The sequence below is a fragment of the Ruegeria sp. CDSA246 genome (assembly GCF_059611225.1).
Genome location: NZ_JBXWPD010000018.1, coordinates 64740 through 79352, shown reverse-complemented (window position 1 = coordinate 79352; position 14613 = coordinate 64740). Strand labels below are relative to the sequence as shown.

General features: G+C 55.5%; 14 protein-coding genes, 1 tRNA gene and 1 pseudogene. 10 read left to right on the top strand and 6 right to left on the bottom strand.

Annotation, left to right across the window (positions count from 1 at the left end; genetic code table 11):
• Nucleotides 1-326: 326 nt before the first annotated feature.
• The gene (locus tag AC2FI9_RS19870) at nucleotides 327-608 is read left to right on the top strand and encodes an HlyU family transcriptional regulator (protein ID WP_496726901.1); all 282 of its coding nucleotides are present in this window, start codon (nucleotides 327-329) and stop codon (nucleotides 606-608) included.
• Between the two features lie 226 nt (nucleotides 609-834).
• Here AC2FI9_RS19870 and AC2FI9_RS19865 read toward each other — a convergent pair whose 3' ends face one another.
• The 3 genes from AC2FI9_RS19865 to AC2FI9_RS19855 form a co-directional block, all read right to left on the bottom strand.
• On the bottom strand, nucleotides 835-1938 hold the full coding sequence (locus AC2FI9_RS19865; protein ID WP_496770079.1) for an ATP-dependent DNA helicase: 1104 nt from the start codon (nucleotides 1936-1938) through the stop codon (nucleotides 835-837).
• Between the two features lie 326 nt (nucleotides 1939-2264).
• Nucleotides 2265-3272: a hypothetical protein gene (locus tag AC2FI9_RS19860; RefSeq protein WP_496770075.1), complete on the bottom strand. Its 1008-nt coding sequence runs from the start codon at nucleotides 3270-3272 to the stop codon at nucleotides 2265-2267.
• Between the two features lie 100 nt (nucleotides 3273-3372).
• Nucleotides 3373-3810 (bottom strand): hypothetical protein, encoded by a 438-nt coding sequence (locus tag AC2FI9_RS19855; protein ID WP_496770073.1) that lies wholly within the window; start codon nucleotides 3808-3810, stop codon nucleotides 3373-3375.
• Between the two features lie 86 nt (nucleotides 3811-3896).
• Here AC2FI9_RS19855 and AC2FI9_RS19850 point away from each other — a divergent pair, with 86 nt between their 5' ends.
• From AC2FI9_RS19850 to AC2FI9_RS19840, 3 genes and pseudogenes are all read left to right on the top strand, one after another.
• Nucleotides 3897-4172, top strand: a complete 276-nt coding sequence (locus tag AC2FI9_RS19850) for a DUF3644 domain-containing protein (protein WP_496770071.1) — start codon at nucleotides 3897-3899, stop codon at nucleotides 4170-4172.
• A gap of 350 nt (nucleotides 4173-4522) precedes the next feature.
• Nucleotides 4523-4672, top strand: a pseudogene (locus AC2FI9_RS19845) (helix-turn-helix domain-containing protein); the annotation flags it as partial.
• 17 nt (nucleotides 4673-4689) lie between these two features.
• Nucleotides 4690-5709 carry a tyrosine-type recombinase/integrase gene (locus AC2FI9_RS19840; protein ID WP_496770069.1) on the top strand — a complete coding sequence of 340 codons (1020 nt, stop codon included), beginning with the start codon at nucleotides 4690-4692 and terminating at the stop codon, nucleotides 5707-5709.
• A 131-nt stretch (nucleotides 5710-5840) separates the two neighbouring features.
• Here AC2FI9_RS19840 and AC2FI9_RS19835 read toward each other — a convergent pair.
• Together AC2FI9_RS19835 and AC2FI9_RS19830 are read right to left on the bottom strand one after the other, a co-directional pair.
• A tRNA-Pro gene (locus AC2FI9_RS19835) sits at nucleotides 5841-5917 on the bottom strand.
• Between the two features lie 94 nt (nucleotides 5918-6011).
• Nucleotides 6012-7127 (bottom strand): THUMP domain-containing class I SAM-dependent RNA methyltransferase, encoded by a 1116-nt coding sequence (locus AC2FI9_RS19830; protein ID WP_496770066.1) that lies wholly within the window; start codon nucleotides 7125-7127, stop codon nucleotides 6012-6014.
• Nucleotides 7128-7415: 288 nt separating this feature from the next.
• On the opposite strand from AC2FI9_RS19830, the gene AC2FI9_RS19825 reads away from it, so the two are divergent.
• The 6 genes from AC2FI9_RS19825 to nqrF are packed head-to-tail and all read left to right on the top strand — an operon-like array spanning nucleotide 7416 to nucleotide 13276.
• Nucleotides 7416-8759: a Na(+)-translocating NADH-quinone reductase subunit A gene (locus AC2FI9_RS19825; protein WP_496770064.1), complete on the top strand. Its 1344-nt coding sequence runs from the start codon at nucleotides 7416-7418 to the stop codon at nucleotides 8757-8759.
• Nucleotides 8760-8764: 5 nt separating this feature from the next.
• A complete protein-coding gene (locus tag AC2FI9_RS19820) occupies nucleotides 8765-9973 on the top strand; it encodes an NADH:ubiquinone reductase (Na(+)-transporting) subunit B (protein WP_109311030.1) in 1209 nt (402 codons plus the stop codon).
• Nucleotides 9966-10781, top strand: a complete 816-nt coding sequence (locus AC2FI9_RS19815) for a Na(+)-translocating NADH-quinone reductase subunit C (RefSeq protein ID WP_496734630.1) — start codon at nucleotides 9966-9968, stop codon at nucleotides 10779-10781. Before AC2FI9_RS19820 ends, AC2FI9_RS19815 begins: the two co-directional genes overlap by 8 nt.
• On the top strand, nucleotides 10781-11434 hold the full coding sequence (locus AC2FI9_RS19810) for an NADH:ubiquinone reductase (Na(+)-transporting) subunit D (protein ID WP_058272101.1): 654 nt from the start codon (nucleotides 10781-10783) through the stop codon (nucleotides 11432-11434). Before AC2FI9_RS19815 ends, AC2FI9_RS19810 begins: the two co-directional genes overlap by 1 nt.
• The gene (gene nqrE / locus AC2FI9_RS19805; RefSeq protein ID WP_010441340.1) at nucleotides 11434-12042 is read left to right on the top strand and encodes an NADH:ubiquinone reductase (Na(+)-transporting) subunit E; all 609 of its coding nucleotides are present in this window, start codon (nucleotides 11434-11436) and stop codon (nucleotides 12040-12042) included. The genes AC2FI9_RS19810 and nqrE overlap by 1 nt, the downstream gene beginning before the upstream one ends.
• A gap of 10 nt (nucleotides 12043-12052) precedes the next feature.
• Nucleotides 12053-13276: an NADH:ubiquinone reductase (Na(+)-transporting) subunit F gene (nqrF, locus tag AC2FI9_RS19800; RefSeq protein ID WP_496770058.1), complete on the top strand. Its 1224-nt coding sequence runs from the start codon at nucleotides 12053-12055 to the stop codon at nucleotides 13274-13276.
• 43 nt (nucleotides 13277-13319) lie between these two features.
• Here nqrF and tviB read toward each other — a convergent pair whose 3' ends face one another.
• On the bottom strand, nucleotides 13320-14603 hold the full coding sequence (gene tviB, locus AC2FI9_RS19795) for a Vi polysaccharide biosynthesis UDP-N-acetylglucosamine C-6 dehydrogenase TviB (RefSeq protein ID WP_496770056.1): 1284 nt from the start codon (nucleotides 14601-14603) through the stop codon (nucleotides 13320-13322).
• Nucleotides 14604-14613: the final 10 nt, after the last annotated feature.

The following is a 14613-nucleotide window of genomic DNA, read 5'->3' as shown; positions in this document are numbered from 1 at the left end:
GGTCATTGGTGCAAGCGCAGCGAAAGCTACTTTTGTCCGCAATGTGTGAGTTCGAGCAGCGCCAAAATTTGCACTTGCAGCGAATGACCGGAATGTGGGCTGCGACCGCAGAATGCCAGCAGGGTGCCGAATGTCTCTTATGGGCCGATCCGCAAATGTGAGATTGGTGCGGAGGAAAGGGTTTTCGCTGTCGATCGGGACGTTTGAGACCACGAACAGAGCGTACTATAAGATCGACGACCAGTGATCTGATAACAGGAGAAGCTACACGCCTGTCTTAAGCGGCGCTAGTCTCCGATCCTAGCAGTACTGAAAGGAGCCGCCCAATGCCCCTCTTTTCTAAACTTTTCGGTGTCAGCGAAAAGTCTGAGCCGGAGCCGGTTTCGTACAAGGGGTTCGAGATTTTCCCCGACCTGATGCCCGAAGGCGGTAAATACCGCCTATTGGCCCGTATCGAAAAGATCATAGACGGAGATCGCAAGACCCATACGGTGATCAGGGCGGATGTCTTTGAAAGCCGGGATCAGGCTGAAAGCTTCAGCATCGCAAAGGCGAAGCAGGTGATTGACGAACAGGGCGGACGCCTTTTCGGCTCAGAAAACCGGTAGCTTGAAGCCCGCTGTGCGATCGGCAGGTACCATGTGAATGGCTTAGTTCGCATGAAGTACGGACGCAAAGCGGGGTGAATTCCACCGATGTCACAGAAATAACCTGTGGATGCGTTCTGGCACCACGAGATTTTGAGATTCAATGCTCCCATGGACATAGCGTCAGGGAGCAACAACATTGGGCAGAAAGTGTCTGCCCAATGTTGCTTCTCGTATGAAAATGCTTCTAAAGGCGTGTGACCAGCGTCACGCTTTCAGAAGCCCGTGTAACGGCGGTATAGAGCCAATTCCTCGCATATTTGTCGAAGATGTGACTTTCGTCCTCTATAATCACGTGGTCCCACTGGCTGCCTTGGGCTTTATGAACTGTCAACGCGTAACCATACTTAAACTGCTGAGAATTTTTCCGTTCCTTGTCCGCCAATCTCTTTTCGTCGTCAGTAAAAAACTCCGGATGCACACGTACGCTGTAGTTTTCATGATCCGGGAAGTCGCACGATTTCAGTTCCAACAACAAAGTCCCCGAAAACCGGGAATTCTTCGGTTCTGAGACGACCGTGAACATGCCTCCATTGACGATACCAAGGCCATGGTCATTGTGCTGACACACAAGGCGGTCGCCAACCTCAGGCAGGTCGCCGGCGCGCCCCAAGGCCCTGCGGATTTCTTCGTTGTAGTGGAAACGAGTGACGTTCCTACCTGCAAGGAGCTGGTCCGCATCCAATATCTCATCGATCTCAAGACTTCCGTCCGGCACCACACGGCTGTTCCCATAGGCGCCGTATTTCAGCGGTTTTCCTTCACGAATGTCTATCGCCAGTCGTAAGGCCGGGCTGTCCTTGGCCTGACGGTGGATTTCGGTCAGCATGGCGTCAGGCTTGGCGTTGGTGAGATAGCCCTCGCCGGCCACCGGCGGCAGCTGGGCAGGATCACCGAGTGCGAGGATAGGAGCTCCGAATGACATTAAGTCACGCGCTAAGTTTACATCAACCATTGAGCACTCATCGAGCACAATCAAGTCTGCATCCGCTGCTGCACTATCCGGATTGAGGTGGAAACTGAATTTACCAGCCGGTCCCTGCACAACCTTGTAGATCAGACTGTGGATGGTGGAAGCACCTTCACAGCCGTTGCGCTGCATCATCATAGCCGCTTTGCCAGTGAAGGCCGCGTAAACAACCCCTCCATTCAAACCGCTGGCCAGATGTCGCGCGATTGTCGTCTTGCCGGTGCCGGCATATCCGAAGAGCCGGAAGATCTTATTTGTCTTGGCATCGTTCTTCAGCCAGGAGCCTACGCAGTCTAGCGCCGAGATCTGTTGGTCGGACATAGTGAAATTGATAGCATTCATTAGGTTAGGTCTTCTGCAGGTTTTGGGGTTGAGAATTCTGGCCAACGGGCGAGGCTGGCCGAGCGTGTCTTGGGCGTCTTAGGGACAAACCAACCAGACGATTGATGGTCGGCTCTGCGTTCATGGAAATGAATGTGTAATGCCTCCCTTGTGACAGGGTAAACTTCAGGAGGGATGTTCCGGAGAAAGTATATAATTAGGGGGGCATTACATACCCGGAGGGGTTTCTTAATCTCCGGAGGGTGTAACGCTCCCCTAATTATATACTTCTTCTCTCTTACACTATTTCTGACACAAGGGAGCCATTACACGGCAACCTGCAACTTCGTTGCAGCATTGGCCTGAGATCTCGAGGAACGCTGGCGGGCGCGATATTCGTTCACGCGCCTCCGGTTTGCCCGCCTATCGGCCTCGGCAATCGGATCAGCGAAGCCCGTTTCTGAAAGGGTTTTCGAGATGACTGCCTGGCGCGCCAGTTCACATTTTCCACGTTGCGTACAGGACGAGCAAATAGGATTGTCAGACGTGACTACCCCGGGCACACCAAAACAACTCTGGTAGAACTCCTCGCTTGTAGGTGTCTTGAGCTCAACGGGTCTAAGGAAGCCGTTGGCAACGTCTTCTTGTGCTTTGCGTTTAGCACTTTCGACGGCCTTTTCCCCAAGGAAGTTACAATCAACGGCACGGAAATACTGGCGCTCGACCACGTGCCTGGCAACAAACCCGTCTATTGAATATACGCCGCGCCTCACCAAATCGAGCATTTCTTTACGAAATTGACGCTGCGCCGGAAGGCCCAGGTGGGAAAAACATGCGTACTGGGGCATGTCCTTCATCCGGTTCAATTCGAGGCCATGGCGGTCATCACTCCAGAACTCCACTATCTTGGTCAGCCAGACAACGCGTTTCTTCTCGCCAGGCCATAGCTGGTTGGGCTGCGGTGGATATTTGCGTTTACGCGCCGACGCGAACTTGAATGCGAACTCCAAGTAAGCAGGATACGGCAATCCGACCCGATCGGCTTTCAGACGTGCATCATTGAGCTGAGTCAGATCGGAACTCCGTTTGAAAAAGTTCAACTTGAAACCGACCTTAATGTCGGATGCAGCGGTCGCGTCGATGTTCTCGCGATAGTAATTCCTGTACGCTTCGATGTAGGCACGATGAAACTGCTTCGTGGCATCAAAAGGTGTAAGAAAACGATATTCCGGCCATTTGGTCGGCATCACTTCGGCCTCGTGCGCGCGGCATTGTGTCGGTATCAGCGTGAGCATGCGATGAAGCTTGTTTATCCTCAGTTTGTGTTGATCCATTGTCAATTGACATATCTCTTTCGTGCCAGGACCGACCTTGAGGTCGAAATCCCGGTCTTGTCTTTGGGCTTGTGTTGGGTGGGTTGTCGCTAGCGCTAGATCAGACGAGGTGTGTCTCTTCTGAACCGGCGTTCCGGTGCTCACTAGTCCAGTGACCCAGCTTCATGGCGGTGTCGCGCAGCTTGCGATACCGGCGACGGGCCTGCTCGATCATCCGATAGCCCTGCCGGTATTCCGGTGCCTCATAATAACCCAAACGCAGGCCTTCGATTTCGCGCAGTAGATCGCTCGCGCGTTTGTTGAGAAAGCGAGCCTGATCTTTGCGTGAAAGCTTTTGTAGCGATGCTAGAGAGGGCGAAGGCGGTATCCGAGGCGGCAGTAAGGGGGCTTCGCCTACCAATCCTCTGCCGTCAATGTCAGCGGTCGTAGTATGAGTTAAATCAAACTGCTCAAGAATCTCTACCAGATTATTCGCCACACCTAGAAGGCAGGCGGTAAGTTCCGGTGCATCCTTTTCGCCACTAAGTTCATCTGCCATCGTTTTCAGCAAGAAAAATCCGGTGGCGGGTGATCTTTCGTACAAAATGGATCTCTGCCGCGTTCTAAGATTACCCTTCTACTTGAATGGATAATAATGAGGCCATGATCGCTTCTGTTCACCTCTTCAATTCAGCCGGCCCGACCTTCCGTGCCGAATTGTTCATCGTGACGGCCAACATCGCGTGGACAAATCTACTCCGCGCTTGGTTAAAAAAGGAGAGGTTCGACTACCGGCAACCGCTGGATCGAACTTGTTCTCGAAGGGTGTGCAGAAAAACAGGACAGCTATCGTTGATGATGATCAGTAGCCGCGTAGTCAAGGCAGCGTGGATGGACACTTCAGCCAAAGGATCATCTTAGTTACGCAGCCTTGTTTTAGTCGGGCGCAGAGGTCGGCGCGGGAAGCCCGCTAGGGAGCGCCGGCTTGAACTTGTAGTCAGTCCCTGGGTTATCGAAATCACTATCGAAATGGTGGAGAGCGGTACCATCCAAAATTTACTTTCGAAATATATCAATAGCTTATGATTTTTCTCCGATCTACAACGCGCATCCGACGTTGTGCTTGCTATAGACTTATTGATCACACGAAAAAGGAACCTCCCGGCAATGCGTACGCAGATCAGGAATTCGGCGCCCGTGTCCGAAACTTCGATGGCTGAATACCACCCTGGCATCTGGGTTGTGGATATAACCCTCTGGGCGGTTACGTAATGAGTAGTGACGAAGCACTCATCACGATCGAGGAATTCGCGGCCGCCTTACATCGCACGATCACCCCCAGAACGGTTCGGACCATGATACACCAGGGCGAGATCCACGCGGTTCGCCTCGGCAAGCGCTACTACATGACCCACGACGAATTGAAGAGGTTCACAACATGCCCCGTAAACGCAAACCGGCCCGGCTCTTCCAGCGCAAGGACGATGGCGCCTGGGTCGTCCTCGACGGAGGGCAGCAGATCCGGACAGGCTTTGGTGATGGATTTCATGAGGCAGCGGAAGAAGTCCTGAGCAATTACATCGCCAGCAAGAAGCAGCAAGATGATCGCGTCCGCGACCCGAGCGAGATCACCGTCGGCGAAGTTTTGGTGCATTACGGCGAGGCTAAGGTAAAGGTGGTCCGCGACGGGGACCGCCTGCTCTACACGATACAGGCACTGTCGCCCTACTGGAGCGACCTCAAGGTGTCCCAGATCGACATCGACAGGTGCCGGGGCTACACGGCCTGGAGACGGTGCGCGGCATGGACCGTCCGGCGCGAGATGAACACACTGAATGCCGCTGTCAAATACGCCCTGGCGTCGCGCAAGATCAGCCATGCACCGATCGTGACCCTGCCTGAGAAGGGAGTTGCCAATGACCGCTGGCTGACCGAGGAGGAGATCCAGCGTCTGCTGGAGACCTCTGCTTCTCACGTCCAGCGGTTCATCAAGATCGCGCTATACACCGGACGTCGGAAGACCGCGATCACGCGGCTGAAGTGGATGCCTTCCCTTGATAGCGGCTGGGTCGATCTTGACAGCGGGGTGATCCATTTCCTTGGCAAGGCCGAGGCCGAGACCAAGAAGCGTAAGGGAATGGTCAAGATGCCTGGCACGCTCCACGCGGAGATGAAGACCTGGGCCCAGGAGGGGCGCCACGTGGTGTCGCTTAAGGGGGCGCCGATAAATCGGATCGACAAGGCCTTTCGTGCGGCTGTCCAGCGGGCCGGTCTTAAGGACGTGACGCCGCACACCCTAAAGCACACTGCGGTTACCTGGGCGTTCATGCACGGCATGACGCTGGAGGACGCCACGGCCTATTTTGCAACCTCGCGCGAGACCTTGGAAAACGTCTATCGGTCCTACAGCCCAGATGCGCTTAAGAACGCAGCGGGAATTATGGACTGGAAGATATGAAGTGCTAATTCGGTAGTTGGTGGATGCCGGTAGTGAACGAACTGAGCACATCTATCGAACGAAACGTTGCGGATATCGTTGCGACGATTCCTCTCAAAACAACAAAGGCGCCCTCAGGTGCCTTGTTTTGTTGGTCGGAGTGAGAGGATTCGAACCTCCGACCCCTGCCTCCCGAAGACAGTGCTCTACCAGGCTGAGCTACACTCCGACCGTGGCGCGTGATCTATACTCGCATTTTTGGATGTGCAAGGGGGTTTCCGTCCCGTTTGTGCGAATTGCCTTCGTCGTTTCCCTACATCAGGTCAGTCCAGCACACCGGTTCGATACAGTCGGATTTTGGTGCCGCCGTGGTCCACAATTGGCCCCGGGGGCAACAGCGGCAGACGGGTTGATCGAGCTAGGCCTGCGTTGCTTGTCACGATACCAACACGCCAGCCCTTGAACTTGGTTTGCAGTACCTTGCCCAAGCTGCCGTAAACGGATCGCAGGCGTTTTTCATCCCCGATCCGGGCACCATAGGGTGGATTGACAATAACAAGACCCGCAGAATCTGACGGGGGTTTTATGTCGCTGACCGAGCGCGTTTGAAACATGGTGAGATCGGCAACCCCGGCGCGGTCAGCATTTTTGGTCGAGGCCTCAATCGCTCCGCTATTGCGGTCCGAGCCATGGAAAACCACGTCCGGTTTGGCCGTAGGCTGCTGTTGGCGCATTGAGGACCAGACGTCGGGGTCAAAACTCGGTAGATTTTCAAATGCAAAGCTGCGGGAACGGCCGGGACGCAGCCCCAGCGCGATTTCGGCGGCTTCAATGACAAAGGTGCCAGAGCCGCACATCGGGTCCAGAACTGGCTCGGACCCATCAAATTCACACTCTCGGAGGAACATCGCGGCCATCGTTTCGCGCATCGGCGCTTTGGCGACAGCCGGTTTGTGACCCCGCTTGTGCAATGGCTCGCCGGAACTGTCGATCGAAAATGTGCACAGGTCCTTTTCGATGCGCACCAGGACGCGTACGGCCGCATCAGATGAAACCGGTGCGCACAGCGTTTCCGAAATTGCCACTTCGATACGTTGCCGGGCGGCCCCTGCATGGTAGATTCGGGACTTGCGACTTGTCGCTTCGACTTTGACCGGCACATCGGGGCGCAAAAAATCGGCCCAGGGAAATTTTCGGGCCCGTTTATCCAGTTGTGCCAAATGAACTGCGGGAAACCCGCCCAGTCGCACCAGAACTTTGTTCGCGCCACGCAGACACAGGTTCGCGCGCCAGACTTCAGGCCAGCCTCCGCGACTGGTGACGCCGCCGGGTACGGGCTTTGCATCTGCGAATCCTTGTTCGACCGCTTCAGCATGCAGCGGGGCTTCAAGACCCGGCGTTGCGACCAGAAATATCTCAAAATCGTTGTTTAGTTCCATCCCGGGTGCTTACACCGGAAGTGTTGCGGGTGCGATATGCAATTTCAACAGGTCCAAAATGCAGCCCTTCAAGTTAATTTGACAAAATATCGGCAATTTAGGCGGCAACGGGTTTGCGTTTGGCAACATCCCCGCGTAAAGGGACCGTGATCAAAACGAAGCTTGGAATGAAAACAGGTGCCATGCGCCTTTTTTGCTCACAGGCTCCCACATACAGATCGTTTTGTGCCACTATGCAGTGGTGGGAACGATGTGTTGCAGGAAAGAGGCTTGGAAGACAGTAGCGACATGCAAACTTTCAAACTGAAAAAAGGGTTGGAGCTGCCGGTGCAAGGCACGCCAGAGCAGACGATCCAACCGGGTCCTGAATTCAGGTCTGTCGGGGTTTTGGGGGCTGATTATCTGGGCCTGAAACCGCGCATGCTGGTTCAAGAGGGTGAAGAGGTTCAGCGGGGCACACCGTTGTTTTGCCACAAGGACGTGCCCGTGGCGATGATGGTCGCCCCGCTCAGCGGCAAGATCGTGGCCATCAACCGTGGTGCGCGTCGGGTGTTGCAGAGCGTCGTGATCGAAGTCTCGGACGTCAACGACACAGGTCTGGATTTCTCGGCTGTGGGCGACGCCGATACCGCCGAGGGCGTGACCGAACGTCTATGTGCGGCTGGCCTGTGGACCGCTTTCCGCACGCGGCCCTATTCCAAGATGCCCGCACCGGGTACCAAGCCCACAGCAATTTTTGTGACCGCGATGGATAGTGAGCCTCTGGCCGCTGATGCCGAGATCATTATCCAGGATGCGGGTGACGCCTTTGCTGTCGGCTTGAGCGCAGTTGCCAAGCTGACCGATGGCAAGACGTATCTGTGCCAAAATGAGGGCGCAGCCCTGCCGGGCGCCGACATTCCGGGTGTTGAAGCCGCAGCATTTTCCGGACCGCACCCCGCAGGCCTGGCTGGAACCCACATCCACTTCCTTGAGCCACTGGCCGGCGAAAAGCAGGTTTGGACAATTGGCTATCAGGATGTCATCGCGATTGGTCGTCTGATGCAAACGGGTCATCTGGATCCGAACATCGTGGTTGCCCTTTCAGGCCCCGGCGCGCGTCAGCCCCGCCTGATCCGCACTGTCATGGGGGCATCGACTGATGATCTGACCCGCGACGAAATTAATGTGGACGGGACTGCCCGTGTGATCTCAGGCTCGATCCTGTCGGGCCGCCATGCAGAGGGGCCACAAGCCTACCTGGGCCGTTTCGCGCGCCAGATCAGCATCATCCGCGAAGACCATGATCAGCATACGTTGGGCTGGATTCTTCCGATGCCGTCGAAATACGCGGTTCAGCCAGTTCTCGGCTCGGCCTTTGCCAAGAAGCTGTTTGCATTCACGTCCAATCTGAATGGCGGACGCCGTGCAATGGTGCCGACCGGTACGTTCGAACAGTTGATGCCGCAGGACTATTTGCCGACGCAATTGCTACGCGCTTTGCTGGTAATGGACACCGATACTGCACAGGCGCTGGGTGCGCTGGAGCTGGACGAAGAGGACCTTGGCCTTATCGGCTTTGCCTGTCCGGCGAAATATGAATATGGGCTGGCGCTGCGCGACTGCCTGACAAAGATTGAAAAGGAGGGCTGATCCGAATGGGTTTGCGCAACTTCTTTGACCGGATCGAGCCGAACTTTACCAAAGGCGGCAAGTACGAGAAGTATTTCCCCATCTACGAGATGGTCGAAAGCTTCATCTACACTCCGAAAACCGTAACCTCCGTTGCACCCCATGCGCGGTCCTACGTGGATATGAAGCGGATCATGACTTATGTCGTGATCGCCACGATCCCCTGTATCCTGTGGGGAATGTACAATACCGGCTTTCAGGCGAACTCGGCCATTGCCGCGCTTGGACCCGATTCAGCCACTGGCTGGCGGATCGCCATTCTGCAGATGTTCGGTATCTCGCTGAACCCCGCCAGCATCTTTGCCAATGTGATGCACGGGATGATGTATTTCCTGCCGATTTACATCGTCACTCTGGTTGCAGGCGGTATCTTCGAGGTCATCTTTGCGACTGTTCGCGGCCATGAAGTGAACGAGGGTTTCCTCGTAACTTCCATGCTTTACACGCTAATCTTGCCCGCATCTACGCCACTTTGGCAGGTTGCGTTGGGCATCATCTTCGGGGTGGTGATTGGTAAAGAAGTCTTTGGTGGCACTGGCAAGAACTTCCTGAACCCAGCACTCGTCGGTCGTGCGTTCCTGTACTTTGCCTATCCGGCGAACATGTCAGGTGACACGGTTTGGACCCCGGTTGATGGCTTTTCAGGCGCGACAGCTCTGTCGGTATCCGCCTCAGAAGGATATCAGGCGTTGGCCACCGAGGGGCTGACATGGTGGAATGCATTTCTTGGTCAGATGCAGGGCAGCTTTGGTGAAACATCAACGCTGGCTTGTATGATCGGTCTGGCATTCCTGCTAACGACCCGCATCGCCAATTTCCGACTGATTGTCGGCTGTCTGGCTGGGACCATAGGTCTGACGCTGCTGTTTAACCTCATTGGGTCGGATACCAACCCGATGTTCGCGATGCCATGGTACTGGCACGTCGTCGTCGGTGGTTACGCTTTCGGTCTGGCTTTCATGGTGACCGAGCCCGTTTCAGCCAGCCATACCAACATGGGCCGGTATATCTACGGTGCTCTGATCGGTATCATGGTTGTGTTGATCCGTGTGGTGAACCCCGCTTTCCCCGAAGGCATGATGCTGGCAATCCTGTTCGGTAACGTCTTTGCACCGCTGATTGACTACTTCGTCGTTCAGGCAAACATCAAACGGAGGGCGCGTCGCCATGTCTGATACGCAATCCCCAGAACCCAAGGGCGCGATTGCCAAGTTTCTGGCGGCCTCGCCGGACTCGGTCGGTAAAACGATCTTTATCGCCGTCGCCGTTTGTCTGGTGGCCTCGATGGTCGTGTCAGCCGCAGCCGTTAGCCTGCGCCCGGTCCAGGAAGCCAACGCGCTGAAGGACAAGCAGATCAACGTTCTGCAGGTAGCTGGTGTTTATGAACCCGGCACCGACGTGTCTGAGGCGTTCGCCGCATTCGAGCCGCACGTTGTTGAACTTTCGACGGGTGAGTTCGTCGACGACCGGTTCGATCCCGCAACATTCGACGATCTGGCCGCCGCAAGCGATCCAGAGCTGAGTGTCGCACTGGACGATGACCCGGCTGGTATCGGTCGCAAGGCGTTGTACCGTGTTGTCTACCTGCTGCGCGACGAATCCGGCGAGTTGGACAAGGTGATCCTGCCGCTGCACGGCTACGGTCTGTGGTCGACGCTCTATGGCTTTATCGCGCTGGAAAACAACGGCAACGATATCTACGGCCTGCAATTTTACCAGCACGGCGAAACCCCCGGTCTTGGCGCCGAAGTGGACAATCCGCGTTGGAAAGCGTTGTGGAACGGCAAGAAGCTGCGGGATGATGCCGGTGATCTGCAGATCACAGTATCCAAGTCGCAACCTGCCGCTGGCCCCGACTTTTATGTAGATGCGCTGGCCGGTGCCACGCTGACCTCGGTTGGCGTTGATAACCTGGTGAAATTCTGGATGGGTGATGCGGGCTTCGCTCCGTTCCTGGCCAAACTGCAAGCAGGAGAGTTCTGATGTCCCAGACCAAGAGAGAGATGCTGGTCGACCCGCTTGTCGACAACAACCCGATCACACTGCAGGTGCTGGGTATCTGTTCGGCACTGGCGGTAACCTCTTCGCTGCAGGTTTCCTTCGTGATGGCGCTGGCGGTTACCTTCGTGACCTCGTTCTCGTCCTTCTTCATCTCATGCCTGCGCAACCAGATCCCGGGCTCGATCCGGATTATCGTCCAGATGGTGATCATCGCCTCGCTGGTGATCCTGGTGGATCAGGTTCTCAAGGCTTACGCCTTTGAGATTTCCAAAACCTTGTCGGTTTTTGTCGGCCTGATCATCACCAACTGTATCGTGATGGGCCGCGCCGAAGCATTTGCGATGAAGAACCCGCCCGTCGCGTCCTTCATTGACGGCCTGGGCAACGGAATGGGCTACGGTCTGATCCTGCTGCTTGTTGGCTTCATTCGCGAACTGTTCGGCAACGGGTCGCTGTTTGGCGTCACCATTCTGGAGACCGTCAACAATGGTGGCTGGTACGTGCCCAACGGCATGCTGCTGCTGCCGCCGTCCGCGTTCTTTATCATCGGCCTGATCATCTGGGCCTTCCGCACATGGAAGCCGAACCAGGTCGAAGAACGTGAATACAAAATTCAGCAGGTAGAGGCCCACTGATGGAAGGTCTGATTTCACTGGCCGTAAAGGCCATCTTTGTTGAAAACCTCGCGCTCAGCTTCTTCCTCGGGATGTGTACATTCATCGCCGTGTCCAAGAAGATCTCGACTGCGCTGGGTCTGGGTATTTCGGTGATGGTTGTGCAGGCGATCACCGTTCCCACGAACAACCTGCTGCTCAGCTATCTGCTGAAGCCCGGCGCGTTGGCCTGGGCGGGTTTCCCTGATGTGGACCTGACCTTCCTTGGTCTGATTTCCTACATCGGCGTGATCGCGGCGATGGTGCAGATCCTCGAGATGGTTTTGGATAAGTATTTCCCGCCGCTCTACAACGCGCTGGGGATCTTCCTGCCGCTGATCACGGTGAACTGCGCCATTCTGGGTGGATCGCTGTTCATGGTCGAGCGTGACTATAACTTCGCCGAAGCCGCCACCTATGGTCTGTCTTCGGGCTTTGGTTGGGCGCTGGCGATCACTGCGATGGCTGGTGTGCGTGAAAAGCTGAAGTACTCGGACATTCCCGATGGTCTGCAGGGCCTTGGCATCACCTTCATCACCGCGGGACTGATGGCTATGGCCTTCATGTCTTTCTCGGGCGTGAAGCTGTAAGGAGGGACGAATGGAAACTTTTAGCCTGGGCGTCGTCCTTTTCACCCTGATCGTTGTCGCTTTGGTGGCCCTCATCATGGCCGCCCGTTCGAAACTGGTATCGACCGGCGATGTGAACATCACTATCAACGGTGAAAAAACCATTTCCGTTCCTGCAGGTGGCAAACTGCTGCAAACATTGGCGGCTGAGAAGTTGTTTGTGCCGTCCGCTTGTGGTGGTGGTGGCACCTGTGCGCAGTGCCGTGTGCGTGTGCATTCAGGCGGTGGTTCAATCCTTCCTACCGAAGAAAGCCACATCACCAAGCGCGAAGCCTCCTGCGGCGACCGCTTGTCCTGTCAGGTTGCGGTCAAGCAGGACATGGACATCGAAGTTCCCGAAGAGGTCTTTGGCGTCAAGAAATGGGAATGCACGGTTCGCTCAAACGAAAACGTGGCAACCTTCATTAAGGCGCTGACGCTGGATCTGCCCGAGGGCGAGGACGTGAATTTCCGCGCTGGCGGATACATCCAAATCGAAGCCCCTGCGCATGCGTTGAAATACACTGATTTCGACGTGGAAGAGGAATACCGCGAAGATTGGGACCGCTTCAATCTGTGGCAGTATGAATCGGTTGTGAACGAACCGATCGAGCGCGCGTATTCAATGGCCAACTACCCGGACGAAAAAGGCATGATCATGCTGAACGTCCGCGTTGCCTCGCCACCTCCTGGTTCCGAGGGTATCCCAGCGGGTCAGATGTCGTCCTACATCTTCAACCTGAAACCGGGTGATAAGGTTACCATCTCGGGCCCGTTCGGCGAATTCTTTGCCCGCGACACCCAGAAAGAGATGGTCTTTATCGGCGGTGGCGCCGGTATGGCGCCCATGCGCAGTCACATCTTCGACCAGCTCAAGCGTCTGGAAAATCGAGACCGCAAAATCAGCTTCTGGTATGGCGCGCGTTCGAAGAAAGAGATGTTCTTTGTCGATGACTTCGACACTCTGGCCGAGGAATTCGACAACTTTGAATGGCATGTTGCCCTGTCGGATGCGCAGCCAGAGGACGATTGGAAAGGCTACACCGGCTTTATCCACAATGTTCTGTTCGAAGAATATCTCAAGAACCACCCTGCGCCTGAGGACTGTGAGTTCTACATGTGTGGCCCACCAATCATGAACCAGTCGGTCATCAACATGCTGCTAGATCTGGGCGTGGACCGCGAAGACATCATGCTCGACGATTTCGGCGGGTAAGAAACAAAGAACCGGCGCTTATAGCGCCGGTTTTCTTTTGTGCTCAAAGGCGGAGGTCGCTGGCCTCTATCGGTAGGACCGACTTAACGTCGAAGACCACGCTTGTGTCTTTTCCATACGCTCTGATTTGCGCGGTTTTGACATCTAGGAATTCCTGATGTGCGACGGCTAAAACGACGCCGTCATAGGCGCGTTCATTGGGGGCGGCGACAAGGGAAATTCCATACTCGGCCAACGCTTCCGCGGCATCGGCGTGCGGGTCGTGCACATCGACCTCAATACCGTAATCCTTAAGTTCGTCTATGATATCGACGACCCTTGTGTTGCGCAGATCCGGGCAGTTTTCCTTAAATGTCAGCCCCATGACCAGCACGCGCGCCGATCCTACGTCAATCCCGACGCGGGTCATCCGCTTTACCAGTTGCGACACGACATAGCCGCCCATGCTGTCGTTCAGGCGTCGCCCGGCCAGAATGATCTGTGGATGATGGCCGACCGCCTCTGCCTTATGTGTCAGGTAATAAGGATCGACGCCGATGCAGTGTCCGCCGACCAGGCCAGGACGGAAGGGCAAAAAATTCCACTTGGTGCCAGCTGCGCGCAAAACGGCATCAGTATCAATGCCCAGGCGTCCAAAAATCATCGCCAATTCATTGACCAGCGCGATGTTCAGATCGCGTTGGGTGTTTTCGATAACTTTCGCGGCTTCCGCCACGCGGATGCTTTCCGCTTTGTGCGTACCCGCCGCGATAATCCGGCCATAAAGAGCATCTACCAAATCGGCAACTTCGGGGGTTGAACCCGAGGTCACCTTGCAAATGTCCGAGATCCGATGGCCCTTATCACCGGGGTTAATCCGCTCTGGGCTGTATCCGGCAAAGAAATCCGCGTTGAATGTAAGTCCGGAAACCCGCTCGAGGACAGGCACACAGTCTTCCTCGGTTGCACCTGGATAAACCGTGGACTCGTAAATCACCAAGTCACCCTTTTTCAAAAAACGTCCGACCGTCTCGGACGCACTTAGCAAGGGCGACAAATCCGGTTGTTTGCCCGCCGTGATTGGCGTTGGAACCGTCACAATAAAGGTGTCACATCCCGCCAGATCGGTAGGTTCCGAAGTAAAGATCAAACCTGTCGCAGCGGTCAGATCTTCGCGTTCTACTTCCTGAGTGTTGTCCAGCCCCGCGCGCAACGCGTCAATGCGTTCGGCATTGATATCAAACCCAATGACCGGACCAGTCCCGGCAAATGCCACTGCCAGTGGCAGGCCGACATAACCCAGGCCGATGACGGCAATTTTACGGGAATTGGGGTTTGTTTCGAACATTCGGGAAATC

Bases quoted from the DNA above. Each gene is read 5' to 3' on its own strand.
- AC2FI9_RS19870 (WP_496726901.1), top strand. From the start codon at position 327: ATGCCCCTCTTTTCTAAACTTTTCGGTGTCAGCGAAAAGTCTGAGCCG.
- AC2FI9_RS19865 (WP_496770079.1), bottom strand. From the start codon at position 1,938: ATGTCCGACCAACAGATCTCGGCGCTAGACTGCGTAGGCTCCTGGCTG.
- AC2FI9_RS19860 (WP_496770075.1), bottom strand. From the start codon at position 3,272: ATGGATCAACACAAACTGAGGATAAACAAGCTTCATCGCATGCTCACG.
- AC2FI9_RS19855 (WP_496770073.1), bottom strand. From the start codon at position 3,810: ATGGCAGATGAACTTAGTGGCGAAAAGGATGCACCGGAACTTACCGCC.
- AC2FI9_RS19850 (WP_496770071.1), top strand. From the start codon at position 3,897: ATGGATAATAATGAGGCCATGATCGCTTCTGTTCACCTCTTCAATTCA.
- AC2FI9_RS19840 (WP_496770069.1), top strand. From the start codon at position 4,690: ATGCCCCGTAAACGCAAACCGGCCCGGCTCTTCCAGCGCAAGGACGAT.
- AC2FI9_RS19830 (WP_496770066.1), bottom strand. From the start codon at position 7,127: ATGGAACTAAACAACGATTTTGAGATATTTCTGGTCGCAACGCCGGGT.
- AC2FI9_RS19825 (WP_496770064.1), top strand. From the start codon at position 7,416: ATGCAAACTTTCAAACTGAAAAAAGGGTTGGAGCTGCCGGTGCAAGGC.
- AC2FI9_RS19820 (WP_109311030.1), top strand. From the start codon at position 8,765: ATGGGTTTGCGCAACTTCTTTGACCGGATCGAGCCGAACTTTACCAAA.
- AC2FI9_RS19815 (WP_496734630.1), top strand. From the start codon at position 9,966: ATGTCTGATACGCAATCCCCAGAACCCAAGGGCGCGATTGCCAAGTTT.
- AC2FI9_RS19810 (WP_058272101.1), top strand. From the start codon at position 10,781: ATGTCCCAGACCAAGAGAGAGATGCTGGTCGACCCGCTTGTCGACAAC.
- nqrE (WP_010441340.1), top strand. From the start codon at position 11,434: ATGGAAGGTCTGATTTCACTGGCCGTAAAGGCCATCTTTGTTGAAAAC.
- nqrF (WP_496770058.1), top strand. From the start codon at position 12,053: ATGGAAACTTTTAGCCTGGGCGTCGTCCTTTTCACCCTGATCGTTGTC.
- tviB (WP_496770056.1), bottom strand. From the start codon at position 14,603: ATGTTCGAAACAAACCCCAATTCCCGTAAAATTGCCGTCATCGGCCTG.